Consider the following 11,651-nt stretch of genomic DNA (forward strand, 5'->3'; position numbering starts at 1 on the left):
AGACGCTTCTATAAGGCTAGCTTAAGTAGGCTACCTTTTAATGCTTCAATAGTGATAGGTTTGGTAACCACGTCGTTCATACCGTCCTGTTTAAAGGCATCGTGACGCTCTTTAAAGGCTTCTGCTGTAAGCCCAATAATAGGTATTTGGCTTATATCACTTGGTAAACTTCGAATACGTTTAGTGGCTTCAACACCGTCCATCACTGGCATATGAATATCCATAAAGATAACGTCGAATTTTTCTTCTTCCACTTTAACTGTTGCTTTTAAACCGTTATCGACATGAGTAACCGCACACCCAAGTTGTTCTAACAGTGCCTGAGCAACCACGGCATTTATCGCATTATCTTCTGCCAGTAATACGCTAATACCCGGTTTAAGGATTGTATTTTTATTTAGATTACTTTGCGCTTCTTGCAGTGTCGCACTGTCGATAGTACGGGCGCTGACTATGGCAGACATCGTAAAACACGACCCTTCACCCACTCGGCTCATAACTTTGACATCGCCACCTAGTATCTGTGAGAGCTCTTTAGCAATAGATAAACCAAGTCCTGTGCCACCATAACGACGGGAAATAGAAGAGTCAGACTGGGTAAACTTATCGAAAATATGTTCAAGCCTGTCAGGCTCAATACCAATGCCTGTATCTTTCACAGAAATGACTAAACGATTTTCTTCTACCGATGTAGAGGCTACCTTTTTAAGGCTCGCGGTAACCGTTACTGTGCCTTTGTGCGTAAACTTGATGGCATTACTGGCGAGGTTAATTACTATTTGGCGCAATTTGGTCACGTCACTGGTAACCAATACCGAGTCTAAATTCTTACTTTTATATTCTAACCGCGTGTGGTTTGCACTCGCATTGATACCAAGCAAGGTAATAAGATCGTTCAGCATGCTATCTAAATTAAATTCAGTCACATCAACTTCTGACATGCCAGATTCTATTTTGGATAAATCGAGTACATCATTAATCACATTGGCAAGAATAGTAGCCGAAGAGCGTAAATCTGAAGCATATTGCTTTTGCTTGTCATCTAACGGCGTATCTAGCAATAAAGTAGCAAGGCCTTGAATACCATTTAACGGCGTACGAATTTCGTGGCTCATAACGGCAAGAAAGTCCGTTTTGGCTTTATTGGCAGCTTGTGCCCGCTCTACATAATTTTCGATGTCTGCAGACATCGCCTCCACATCTTGGGCTAAGTCACTCAGTTCATCTTTCCCACTAACATCAATGCTTACACGCTTATGATTTCCGGCAATACTGCTCGTTGCATCTTTAATTTTGCCAATGGGGGATATTACAAAATATTGCGTAATTTTACCTATAGAAAAGCTCACTAAAATGACCGTGAACAAGGTAATCGCAATGGTCAGCCAGGCTATTTTTGATAGTGACGACTCTAGCTCATCGGTAGATTGGCTAACTGTAAGTTTCCAATTCCAAGGGTCAAACTTACTGCAGGCAAAGAGTACGTATTGATCTCTCCATTCAGACTCACCAAATGCAATATTGGTAGCATTGATGGTGGTGATATTGGCGTTTGTAGTATTAATGGGCGCCCACGCTTCATAGGTACTAAATAGCTCAGCCCCCGTTGATTTATCACTGACCGCAAAATGCTTACCGGTTGATTCATGAAGCTCTGCTAGTTCGTCAAATACCTCTTTTTGATAGGCATCTCTAAATACCGGCACATTTTCTAACCCCGAATCCACCAGCAATTCGTGCCGCTCTCGCACAAACTCAATAAAGGTGAGTGATAAGGTTTGGGTAAGTAATTGATACTCTCGTTCTCTTACCGAGTCATAAGCCGTCAAATAGGCCCAATAGCCCGTTAGCGCCATCCCTGTAAACAGAATGGGGATATATATAGCTAAAAGCTTCGACTTAATTCGCATAGATATCTGGTACTACTCTTTATTGATAAACGAGATCTTTACTGATAAACGTGGTCTTTGGATAACTTTAAATACGACGATGGAATAGGAATATGCATCTTTATGGCGGTAGACACGTTCACCCCTATGGTGTATTTATCCATTCTAGTGACAGGCATGCTATTGGCCTTCTCGCCACTTAAAATTCTTTTGGCCCGTAAGGCACCTGATTTTCCGATACTTTTTTCATCTGCTACAACGCCAAGTAACGCACCTTGCTGCACTGACTCTATACTTTCGGCAAAAACCGGCAATAGTTTAGTTTCTTTGTAAATAACATTGATGAGATCGTTGGCTTGAAGCAAAGGGCCAGTGGAAAGCCAATAGGTATCAACGCCGGATGTTTCTACTTTTTCTTTGAGCGCTTCCACAACATCATCACGCATAGTGTCTAACCCTGAGGTGCCTTCAACGTAGGCGGTCCTTACAGCCACGAACTTCACGTTATCATACTGGCTCTCGAGTGCTAATAGGCGTTCTACAGAACTTTTTGAAGACGGGTAGTCAGAATGCACTAACCCAATAGTAATCGGCTCTTCCAGTGCCGAGGCTTTTAGTAAGCCATCAAGCATATCCAACTTTACTTTGGCATCTAATACGTGAGACTCACCGGTTATGTTTGACGCGCTATTTTCGCCAAACGCAGTAACTATGCCCTCTTTAACTGGGTCTGCCACTGTCATGAATAAAGTAGGGAGCTCAGAAGCCGCTGAAAAGTTGTAAACCGCTCGGGTGGCAAGCGTTGCGATTGGCACTAGCAGGTCCGGCGCACCTTTTTCCGTAACAGTTTGCACTATGGTTCTCGCTTGCTCTTCTAATCCCTGAGCGTTATATATTTCTATGTCTATTTCATGTTCAGGCATAATCAATGTAAGTTCATCGATAAATGCATCTCTTGTATTTGTCACTATGGGCAAGGGGCTTGTTTCAATGATCGCCACCCGTAATGGTTGAGCTTCTACTTGAGCGTGAAACATAAAACAAAGGAGTATACTCGTGATGAGTAGTGACATTTTTTTCATCTTTATTTAGCCCAACTGTTAAGCTAGTGAGTAGGTGATTAGTTTGAAATATCATAGTGTTAATCGACTCTGCTGCATAGCCGAAGTTCGTATAATATAGGCTTAAAATACCCATAAGTTTGTTTGTAGATAGTTTATGCTAGTTTGATAGTTAAAAACTGCCCTAGCTGACTAAGCTTTCTATGGTTCAGGGTCGCTATGATTAAAGAGCCATGCAACATGGCTAACCCGTTACGGCCAAGTCTATTAAGGATAATAACCATATTATGAGGCGAATAAAATCTCTTATGCCTAGTACTACACAAAATGCATGCAGTAGCAATAAAATGACAACGTTAGGTCTATGTTTAAGCCTGTATTTGGCAAGCTTTTCGCCTTTAGCTGGCAACGAAATAACAAACGAAACATTGAAGGACGAGAGCATGACAGACAAGACAGTGACAAACGAAAAAATGAAGACCTTAACGAAAGAACAAGTCATTGAACAGCTCAACCTCTCCCATCATTTTGAAGGTGGCTATTTTCGCCAAAGCTTTAAAGCAGATCACAGAGACAAAGTAACAACTGCGCGTGGTGAACGCACCACTATGACCGCTATTTATTACATGCTTACCAACGACAACAGTATTGACCACTTTCATACTAAGTATTCCGATGGTATTGAGTTTTACCACATGGGCTCGCCTATTACTTACCATATGATTTACCCAGATGGTCATTACGAAAAAGTGGTAGTAGGGCCTGATATTGCCAATGGTCAGCAGTTGCAACTTGCCGTACCAGGTGGCACTTATAAAGCGGCCGAGTTAACTGATGGCGACTATGGGTTGGTCAGCGAAGCCGTATCCCCTGGGTGGGAGCCTGAAGATATGATTGAAGTTTTTCAGCATGAATTGCTAGAAAAATTTCCGCAGCACAAGGCGCTTATCGAACGCCTTGCGAATAAGAAATAGAAACGCCAATTCAAATAAATAAGCCTGTTAGAAACAGGCTTATTTATTGTTACTCAGGTTTGCTTTAAGCCCTATTTCAGCTAGATGTTTAATTCAGCCAAAAGTGCCACGCTTTTCAGCCTAGCTTCTAGGTTATGAATTGGCATTGAAACAATTACCTCATCCACTTCAGTTGCCTCTACAAATTTAGCTAACTGTGCGGCAACCGTCGCTGTTGAACCCACCAGTGCATAACGTAATACATGAGACAGCATGGCGTGATCTGCTTCGCTGCAAATAGCCGATAAATCGTCTACGGGCTTAGCAAAAGGCTTATTCAGCCCCCGCCTCATATTCATAAACTGCTGTTGTACCGAGGTGAAAAGATACTGTGCCTCTTCATCGGTATCGGCCACTACCGCCATTACCCCTGCCATTACATAGGGAGAATCTTGATTTTCTGACGGCGTAAACATAGAACGATACACATGCAAGGCATCGAACAGTTGGTCTGGCGCAAAGTGTGATGCAAAAGAATAAGGCAAGCCTACCGATGCAGCCAATTGCGCACTGTATAAACTTGAACCTAACAACCATAACGGAATATGTGTATTGGCACCCGGCACGGCGACAATTTTCTGCCCAGGCTCTGGCGTACCTAAATAGTGTTGAAGCTCTTTTATGTCATCGGGGTAAGTGTCGACATGGGCGTTACCATTAAGATTGCGCCTTAATGCTTTTGCGGTAGCCATGTCGGTACCTGGCGCTCGACCAAGCCCCAAATCAATACGCCCAGGGTATAAAGTTTCAAGCGTACCAAATTGCTCGGCAATAACTAAGGGCGCATGATTAGGCAACATGACACCACCTGCACCTACACGAATATGATTAGTCGCGCCAGCAATGTTCCCTAGCATAACGGCGGTAGCAGAACTTGCCACGCCATGCATACCGTGATGTTCAGCCAACCACACACGTTGATACCCACTACGCTCAGCTTGCTTTGCTAACTCCCTAGAGTTACTTAATGCATTGCTGATGCTCTGCCCTTCAGAAATAGGAGCAAGATCGAGTAGTGAAAGGGGTAATGACATGGCTAACCTCGTAAACGTTTTTTGCAGTGTATCGCAAACTCAATATACGCCGAAGTGCTTTGCCATGGTTCACCCCAGATTCGCGATATCGGGCATTGCTTAGCAGATTTTCAGACCCAGTACTTTGCACACCCAGTTACTTTGCCAACCAAACTACTTTGCAGAAAGTGAACTGTGCAGCGCATTTTTATAGGCTTCGAATGCCGGTATCGCCGAGGTAACAATAGCTGCCAAAGTGATCACACTGACCACTTTCAGCGTTTCTACCGTCAGCAAATTAGCACTTAAAAATAGACCATATTGCGATGCCAGCCAATCGCTCGATAAAGTTAACGTTACGCTAAGTAATACTATTGCTGCCACAATAGCTAATAACACTAAAATGAGCGCTTCTACTAATACCAAGGTAAAGATAACCCCAGGACCTGCACCTAATACACGCAAAACCGCAATCTCGTTTTTGCGTTGCTGCATAGACGCTAGCAACATAGTCGATAAGCCAAACAATGAAGATATGAGCACCAAGATACTGATAACGCGGAGTAGGTTTTCTACCGTGCCCATCATTTGCCAAAGCTCGGTCAGTGCCACGCCTGGCAGTATGGCCATAAGCCTATCTGTTTTGTAGTTGTTAATATCTCGCTGAAGTTTAAAGGTCGCAAATTTTGAGGTAAGCCCAAGCATGACCGCCGTTACACTGTCTGGCGTGGTATTTACCGAGGCTGCATCGTTGAGTAATTGGTTTTGCTTTGATGCTGATAAATGAATAGCTTCAATCGCGTTTAAACTTACGTGCACGGTTTTATCCACCGGTGTGCCAGTGGCTGCAAGTATGCCGGTAATAGTGAAAGGGGTATTATCATGATTGGTAAAACTGGTGTTACCAATACCATGAGATATCACCACATGGTCTCCCACTTTATAACCCAGCGCTTTGGCCACATCGGCGCCTATCACAGCTTCAAATAAGCTCGCGAAGGCTTGACCGTTTTGAAAACTGAGCGCTTGCTTATTACCAAATCTGAAATGCTGAAAATAGTTGTCGTTGGTACCCATTACCCGAAAGCCGCGGTGAGAATCCCCTAACGAGATAGGAATTGCCCAGTCTACTAATTGACTTTCTTGTAGTGCTTCATAGCTTTCATATTTGATGTTACTGGTGGGGCTGCCCATCCTGAACACTGAATACAATAAGAGATTTAGCTGACCGCTTGGGGCGCCAACGATAAGGTCAACATCTGAAATAGTTCGGTTAAAACTCTCTTTTGCCTGCTGACGAATGTGCTCAACGCTAAGCAATACGCTAATACTAATTAGCAGCGAAAGAAACGTTAATACCACTGATTTTCTGCGACTACCTAGGCTACTCCACGCTAACGACACTAACATTACTTGGTCTCCGCTGGCTGTTTTAGCGAAGATTGTTTTAGAGAACACATTTCTACACTGGTTTCAAAAAACTTTTTCAAATACATATCGTGACTTACAAATATTAGTGTTGTGTTGTGCTGCTTACACATGTCGATGAGAATGGTCATAAAGGCGTCTCGTGCGGCAGCATCTAAGGCAGACGTAGGTTCATCAACAAGCAATATTTCTGGTTTGTTGATTAACGCTCGAGCAATGGCTACCCGCTGCTGTTGACCTACACTCAACGCATTAGCAGGCTGCTGCAAAATAGTAGCGGGCAAATTAAGCCCGGTCAGTAACGCTTCGGCCGTATCGGCCACATTAGTTTTGCCCGCTTTTGCAAAATAAGTGGCCAGTTCAATATTTTTAAGCACACTTAGGTAAGGAATTAGATTGAATTGCTGAAATACCACGCCAATATGCTGCGCGCGAAACTTATCTCTTTGCCTAGCTGATAGAGCTGAAAAGGGCTTGCCAAGTAATGATAATTCGCCACTTTGTGGCGTTAGCACCCCCGCTAGCAAGTTAAGCAAGGTAGTTTTGCCAGAGCCTGAATGACCATGTAAGAAAACACGATCACCGTAATTCACCTTCCACGTGGGTATATGCAACCCACTGCTATTTGCATCTGCATAATGATAATTAACGTCATTTAGCGCAATAGCATTGCCTTGGTTAGGTGCTGCTTTATTGGAGTCTGCTTCATTTTTCAAAGGTTGCTCTGGTGCTGCTGACAATGTGAATCATCTCCTTTTTGCATTACGCCATGTTTGCGTAAAAGTGGATGTAGCGGCCTCTCATTCTATTAGGCCGCCATTTAAGCCGAAACTAAGCCTAACTTGGCGTAAGAGTATGCTTAGCTAGACTTCAAATGTACAATTTCAAACCGTTATGTTATAACGTTTTACACTAACTGTTATAATAATTCTTGGCTAAATAAAATGATGAAGTTCTTCTTAAGCGCCCGCATTGGTATTTTTGTCGCGATAGCAGGCATGCTTTTTTATCCTACAACATATGCAGAAGATATCGAAGCGCCTGGCTATCAAGAGATTGAATGGACACAGCTAATGCCTGAGGAAGATTCGGTGGAAGCCTTTGGTAATCAAGAATTTGATAACGAAGCCACTAACCGTTTTCAACAAGCATTGACATCAACGCAGGTTGTTAAAACCTTTGAGAATAAGCCTATTCGTATTCCTGGTTTTATTGTTCCGCTTGAAAGCAGCGAATCGCAAATGGTCACAGAGTTTTTTATCGTACCTTACTTCGGTGCGTGCATTCATATGCCGCCACCGCCGCCCAATCAAATTATTTACGTAAGTATTGAGCAAGGTGTTGAGCTAGAAGGCTTGTACGACCCATTCTGGTTTGAAGGCACCTTGGCTATCGACACCACTGAAAATGCGATGGGCACCGCGGCGTACCGTTTAGAGCACGTTAATGTGCAACCTTACGAGGGATAAATGATGACACGATTTAACAAACTATTATCTACCCTGCTTGCTTCTTTAACAGTTGTTTCTGCCGCGCATGCATGCGACCTACATGGTGGTAATATGGGTTTTGGCTTTAGCCGATTACACCCCCTTGCTCAGCAACATTATCAGGCGTCGGCTTTTAAAGCCCTGTCGGTTAAACACGCTAAACAGGTGGATGTTGTTGTTGATGAAGCCGCCACAGCGAAAATATCTTACGTGATACCGCTACGCTATCGTGATGTAAACGTGAGTTTCATAGGTAGCGATGGCGTTGAAATTGTGGGCGAAAGCGCGGTATTACTGGAGCAAGATTCCGGCGTTTATAACTTAACATTTACCGTTAAGCGCCCAGGCTCGTCGCACATTTCAATTCAAATAAATGGGTTGAGTGACGGTAAGCCTTTTTCACTAAATCAGAAAATTGAATTGCGCTCTGCGTAAGAAAAATGGACAAGGTAGTGAGTAGCGCCGGAGCTAAAGAAAAGGAGCAGACTGCAATTAACGCTAAGCGTAAGCTACTGAAGACCGTACTAGTCGTTCTAGTTTTTTTAGTGGCTGGCAGTGTGTTCACCAGGCTAGTTCAGTTATATTGGCCCAGCATAAAACACCAATTTTCCACAAGCCAAGCACTCTATCAGACCAGCAACCCTGAGTTACAGACCTTATTCAGTCAGGAAATTGAACAAAAAAGTGTGGTGCGTTTAGGTTGGCAAGACTTACTGCCTGAACAAGAAGAAGCTACGTTACGACAATATCAGTCAGGTAACGCTGCAAGTGAATCATCACCTGCTCAAATCGGCACCGTTCAGTCTATTACAAATCAGCTGCTGTTATCTATTCAAGCCAGTAGCGATGAAAATTACAAATCAGCCCTTCACTCAACCAATATAGTACAAACCGTTTTAGGCAAAGCTATTTCTATTTCCGGCTTTATTGTTCCGATAGAAGTGAATGAAGATCGCACATTACAGAGCTTTTTCGTGGTGCCTTACTACGGCGCCTGTATTCACTTCCCACCTCCCCCACCCAATCAAATTATTTTTGTACAACTCCCTGATGGATTTGCTCATCACAATTTGGCCGATGCATTTACATTAACGGGTATTTTAGAGCAAGGCATGTTTGAAGACCCCCTTGGAACCTCAGCGTATATCCTAAACGTATACGACATTGAGGCTTACCATGGTCAGCCCGATGACTTTCGTGCTCACTAGGCTTATTTAGAGAGAAGACACTATTTTTTCAAGAACGCTCATAGGTATTTGTTAGCTATTTTCTTGGGTGTTTATAGCGTTTAAGGAGCATTTAGTTGGTGTTTTGCGAACTTCTAGTTTTCATCTAGCTGGCAAGCAACTAATTGCTGCTCCCACATACCACTAATGTCATCATCGCCCGCCTTAGAAGCAACCTGTTCATTAATAATCACTTCTATACGGCTTTCTAAACAATCATCCAATTCTTTTTCTGATATTGCATCATCTACAATGTTGTAGCTGAAAATACCTTCATTGGTGATCATAATTGCTTTAAGCCTTTCCACCTTTAGCGTATCTAGCCAATCATGTAGCGCGGTTCGGTTAAATACAATGTAGGGCGAAAATCGCCACCCCATACTTTCAAAGCCTTCTCCGTTATTTTCAATTTTAACGAAGCCGCTTTGTGGTAGGGGTATATCGTTAATATTGCGCGCTTGATTGTGCCTGTGCTTGTGGTGATGATGATCGTGATCAGCGCTATCAGTATTTTCATGAGTGTGATGTGCGTCATCATGAGAATGGTGAGGTATAGGTTGCTTCATTGCTTTAACCACATCCGAAGCACCGTCTAGCAACGATGGCGCTAACTTTCCATGTTGTGCAAAAACGATATCAGGCATGGGATCACGGCGGTTAGCAACATAATCAATAAGCAGCTGCTTAGAGTCATCTTGGTACAAATCTTCTTTGTTACCGACAACAATATCCGCAACATCAATTTGCTGATTAAACGTCTCATGCAGGGTGTAGCGTATATCTGTTAGCTTTCTGGCATCAACCAAAGTGATATTCTTTTGAATATTGAGCACATCTTGATAATGCTCTGCAGATAACACTTCTAATACTTCTCTTGGGTGCCCTAGCCCCGTAGGCTCTATTAATAAACGATGGGGTCGAGATCGCGCAAGCAACTGATTAAGCGCAATTTGCATAGACAATCCTGATGCACAGCACATACAGCCACCGGGTACCTCACGCACAAACACACCGCTTTGTTCGGTATGAACGCCCTCAAAAAAGCCACCATCAATACCAAGTTCGCCAAACTCATTGACTAAAACAGCCCACCGCTCATTTTCTGGTTTAGCTTCTAGTAAGGATAAAATGGCGCTTGTTTTTCCTACACCCAAAAAACCACTAATAATATTAGTTGGAATAGCACTTAATTTTTCAGGCTTACCTGTTGTCATACACACCCTTCCTGTACGCCGTTATTTATGTGTGATGATGTGCGGGTAATCGGTTTCATTGTCTGTTTGGCTGCGTAGCCTAAGATTTCGAATATGACTAAATGCAATGAAGCTAGACCCTATTACCGTTAACACCACTTCGCCGTATTCGCCTAACAAGTCGTGTCCTAACACGACGGCTAGAATAAGCAATGTTAGCCCCACCCCACCCACTAAAAGCATGGTGTGATTTCTGTGATAAAAGTACCCCATCATAAGTGCAATAACACTGATAGGCACAACAAAGAATAACAACGTTTTATGAAACAACTCATCATCAAAAGCTAAAACCCCCGCTATCGGAGGAAGCAGAATTAATAAAACAGGCAATAATAAGCAGTGCACCACGCATAGCATAGACAGTGCTATGGCAGCTTTATCGCTTATTTTTTGAAAATTCATTCAGTATGGTTCCTTATCTTTAACCTACTCGATTTTTAGCTTACCAGCTTAACGTTGGCTTACCGGCAGATAACGCTGAAAGACCTTGTCCACGCTCGGTGATCCACTGAGCTTGAATAGCGCTTAGCGATGGCATGGATTCAAACAGGGCAACAGTAATGCCGGACACTACATCATCACAATGAAATTGATATTCAACTTCTATATTTTGATGATTTTCTTCTTCGTGTTCTTCATGCCCTGCATGTTCATCGTGCTCGTCATGTTCTTTATGCGAAGCATGTTCGCTCTCATGATCTTCGTTATGCGCTTCTTCGTGGCCGCTTTCATGGTGGTCATCGTGACCTTTATCATGATCTTCGTCGTGATCTTCGTCGTGACCCTCATCGTGCTGCTTATGCATTTCATGATGGTCATCATGCGCTTCTAACGTGTGCTCAACATTCACTAACTCGCATTGTCCTTCTACATCAATCACATTTGTATTGTATGTGAAACGTTCGGCAAGCAAATTTTGACTATTTAGTTGTTCAGTGGTTTCAGGCTCGTGCTCAAAACCAAGGGCGTCTGCGGCAGGTAATACAAGCTGAAGGTGAAGCATGTTTCCCTCTTGAGAAACCAAAAGCTCGCCTTGCCCGTGTACATGCTGCTGCGCATTTACGGCAAATCCCAAACTAGAGAAAAAGAGTAAAGAGACCGCTATATGGGGCTTTATCATGAATCTACCTTCTTATAAATTTTCAATAATGAGCGACAACTTTTGACCAAAGTAGCATGTGTACACGCTAGGCCAGCTTCGTGAATCTCTGTATAGAACAAGCCAGTTAACATACGTGAATTTACACGCTTCTTGATCTATTTCTAAATTATCTATTG

General features: G+C 43.1%; 12 protein-coding genes. 4 read left to right on the forward strand and 8 right to left on the reverse strand.

The annotated features are described in order from the left end of the window. Positions 1-8 precede the first annotated feature (8 nt). The gene (locus J8L84_RS07705) at positions 9-1,910 is read right to left on the reverse strand and encodes an ATP-binding protein (protein ID WP_211070174.1); all 1,902 of its coding nucleotides are present in this window, start codon (positions 1,908-1,910) and stop codon (positions 9-11) included. A 38-nt stretch (positions 1,911-1,948) separates the two neighbouring features. Beyond that, positions 1,949-2,962, reverse strand: coding sequence for an ABC transporter substrate binding protein (locus tag J8L84_RS07710; RefSeq protein WP_247670638.1), 1,014 nt, complete (start codon positions 2,960-2,962; stop codon positions 1,949-1,951). Between the two features lie 431 nt (positions 2,963-3,393). Between J8L84_RS07710 and J8L84_RS07715 the strand changes: the two genes are divergently transcribed. After that, positions 3,394-3,924, forward strand: a complete 531-nt coding sequence (locus J8L84_RS07715; protein WP_211070176.1) for a cupin domain-containing protein — start codon at positions 3,394-3,396, stop codon at positions 3,922-3,924. 80 nt (positions 3,925-4,004) lie between these two features. On the opposite strand, the gene J8L84_RS07720 is transcribed toward J8L84_RS07715, so the two are convergent. The 3 genes from J8L84_RS07720 to J8L84_RS07730 form a co-directional block, all read right to left on the reverse strand. Then, positions 4,005-4,997 (reverse strand): LLM class flavin-dependent oxidoreductase, encoded by a 993-nt coding sequence (locus J8L84_RS07720; RefSeq protein ID WP_211070177.1) that lies wholly within the window; start codon positions 4,995-4,997, stop codon positions 4,005-4,007. 153 nt (positions 4,998-5,150) lie between these two features. Next, positions 5,151-6,386: an ABC transporter permease gene (locus tag J8L84_RS07725; protein ID WP_211070178.1), complete on the reverse strand. Its 1,236-nt coding sequence runs from the start codon at positions 6,384-6,386 to the stop codon at positions 5,151-5,153. Beyond that, complete coding sequence (locus J8L84_RS07730; protein WP_211070179.1) at positions 6,386-7,144, reverse strand: ABC transporter ATP-binding protein; 759 nt, start codon at positions 7,142-7,144, stop codon at positions 6,386-6,388. The genes J8L84_RS07725 and J8L84_RS07730 overlap by 1 nt, the downstream gene beginning before the upstream one ends. Positions 7,145-7,348: 204 nt before the next feature. Between J8L84_RS07730 and J8L84_RS07735 the strand changes: the two genes are divergently transcribed. The 3 genes from J8L84_RS07735 to J8L84_RS07745 are packed head-to-tail and all read left to right on the forward strand — an operon-like array spanning position 7,349 to position 9,102. Beyond that, the gene (locus J8L84_RS07735) at positions 7,349-7,873 is read left to right on the forward strand and encodes a DUF3299 domain-containing protein (protein WP_211070180.1); all 525 of its coding nucleotides are present in this window, start codon (positions 7,349-7,351) and stop codon (positions 7,871-7,873) included. Continuing rightward, positions 7,874-8,329 carry a hypothetical protein gene (locus J8L84_RS07740; RefSeq protein WP_211070181.1) on the forward strand — a complete coding sequence of 152 codons (456 nt, stop codon included), beginning with the start codon at positions 7,874-7,876 and terminating at the stop codon, positions 8,327-8,329. It abuts the gene before it with no gap. A gap of 17 nt (positions 8,330-8,346) precedes the next feature. Continuing rightward, positions 8,347-9,102: a DUF3299 domain-containing protein gene (locus J8L84_RS07745; protein WP_211070182.1), complete on the forward strand. Its 756-nt coding sequence runs from the start codon at positions 8,347-8,349 to the stop codon at positions 9,100-9,102. A 113-nt stretch (positions 9,103-9,215) separates the two neighbouring features. Here J8L84_RS07745 and J8L84_RS07750 read toward each other — a convergent pair whose 3' ends face one another. The 3 genes from J8L84_RS07750 to J8L84_RS07760 are packed head-to-tail and all read right to left on the reverse strand — an operon-like array spanning position 9,216 to position 11,493. Beyond that, a complete protein-coding gene (locus tag J8L84_RS07750) occupies positions 9,216-10,334 on the reverse strand; it encodes a GTP-binding protein (RefSeq protein WP_211070183.1) in 1,119 nt (372 codons plus the stop codon). 21 nt (positions 10,335-10,355) lie between these two features. Next, the gene (locus J8L84_RS07755) at positions 10,356-10,775 is read right to left on the reverse strand and encodes a MerC domain-containing protein (RefSeq protein ID WP_211070184.1); all 420 of its coding nucleotides are present in this window, start codon (positions 10,773-10,775) and stop codon (positions 10,356-10,358) included. A gap of 40 nt (positions 10,776-10,815) precedes the next feature. Then, a complete protein-coding gene (locus J8L84_RS07760) occupies positions 10,816-11,493 on the reverse strand; it encodes a DUF2796 domain-containing protein (protein WP_211070185.1) in 678 nt (225 codons plus the stop codon). Positions 11,494-11,651 lie beyond the last annotated feature (158 nt).

It is taken from the genome of Alteromonas sp. MMG017 (assembly GCF_018100795.1).
Lineage (GTDB): Bacteria > Pseudomonadota > Gammaproteobacteria > Enterobacterales > Alteromonadaceae > Alteromonas.

What these genes read in the sequence shown, in the direction of transcription:
- J8L84_RS07735 (WP_211070180.1), top strand. Translation starts at nt 7,349, where the DNA reads ATGATGAAGTTCTTCTTAAGCGCCCGCATTGGTATTTTTGTCGCGATA.
- J8L84_RS07725 (WP_211070178.1), bottom strand. Translation starts at nt 6,386, where the DNA reads ATGTTAGTGTCGTTAGCGTGGAGTAGCCTAGGTAGTCGCAGAAAATCA.
- J8L84_RS07710 (WP_247670638.1), bottom strand. Translation starts at nt 2,962, where the DNA reads ATGTCACTACTCATCACGAGTATACTCCTTTGTTTTATGTTTCACGCT.
- J8L84_RS07760 (WP_211070185.1), bottom strand. Translation starts at nt 11,493, where the DNA reads ATGATAAAGCCCCATATAGCGGTCTCTTTACTCTTTTTCTCTAGTTTG.
- J8L84_RS07750 (WP_211070183.1), bottom strand. Translation starts at nt 10,334, where the DNA reads ATGACAACAGGTAAGCCTGAAAAATTAAGTGCTATTCCAACTAATATT.
- J8L84_RS07720 (WP_211070177.1), bottom strand. Translation starts at nt 4,997, where the DNA reads ATGTCATTACCCCTTTCACTACTCGATCTTGCTCCTATTTCTGAAGGG.
- J8L84_RS07740 (WP_211070181.1), top strand. Translation starts at nt 7,874, where the DNA reads ATGATGACACGATTTAACAAACTATTATCTACCCTGCTTGCTTCTTTA.
- J8L84_RS07715 (WP_211070176.1), top strand. Translation starts at nt 3,394, where the DNA reads ATGACAGACAAGACAGTGACAAACGAAAAAATGAAGACCTTAACGAAA.
- J8L84_RS07705 (WP_211070174.1), bottom strand. Translation starts at nt 1,910, where the DNA reads ATGCGAATTAAGTCGAAGCTTTTAGCTATATATATCCCCATTCTGTTT.
- J8L84_RS07755 (WP_211070184.1), bottom strand. Translation starts at nt 10,775, where the DNA reads ATGAATTTTCAAAAAATAAGCGATAAAGCTGCCATAGCACTGTCTATG.